Genomic DNA, 586 nt, shown 5'->3' with positions numbered 1-586 from the left:
GATCCAGCTTAAAAAACACACTTATTTCCTTTGACAACTCTTCAACTGACATCGAACTGTTAATAAATATTTTACAATATAGGTCTTCCAATTTATTCACATCCTTATTATTTAATTGGTATATATGGTGGGTTATCGAATTTTCCACCTTCTAAAATAATTGATATATCTGCATCGATACCTAGAAGATTTTCTAACTCTTTTCTTAACCCTCGTAATTTAGCTTCACCAGCTTGAATTTTCCCTGTTTCTATCGCGTGAAGCATTGTTTTTTCTTTAGCTGAACCAGGGTTTGGCGTTCCGAAACTTTTTTTAATTAATTCATCAAATTGTTTTTGATTAACTCTTACACCAACATCAATGTCTGATGTAGCTTTTGCTGTTCCGCCAGCTCTACTACCTTGAACAAAAATATCATCACTAATATGACCTAATCTCTCTTTTAATAACTTACTCATTTTCTTAAACTGCTTCCGAGTCAGTCCTTGTGGTATTTTTAAACTCCTGGTTGAGTTCTTAAATGTATTGCTCCCTCTGATGGCTGCAACACTTAATCCTAAACCCATAACAGCATTCGCAAAGTCAC

Annotated in this window: 1 protein-coding gene; it reads right to left on the bottom strand. The window is 34.1% G+C overall.

Annotated features, from left to right (window positions below; translation table 11 throughout):
- Positions 1-107: 107 nt before the first annotated feature.
- Positions 108-586 (bottom strand): nucleotidyltransferase domain-containing protein (locus CS921_RS15415; RefSeq protein ID WP_162921810.1); only part of this gene is annotated, 479 nt, incomplete at its 5' end.

Origin of the sequence: Listeria costaricensis, from assembly GCF_900183385.1 — a bacterium.
Classification (GTDB): Bacteria; Bacillota; Bacilli; order Lactobacillales; family Listeriaceae; genus Listeria; species Listeria costaricensis.
This window is presented reverse-complemented; position numbering and strand designations above follow the sequence as displayed.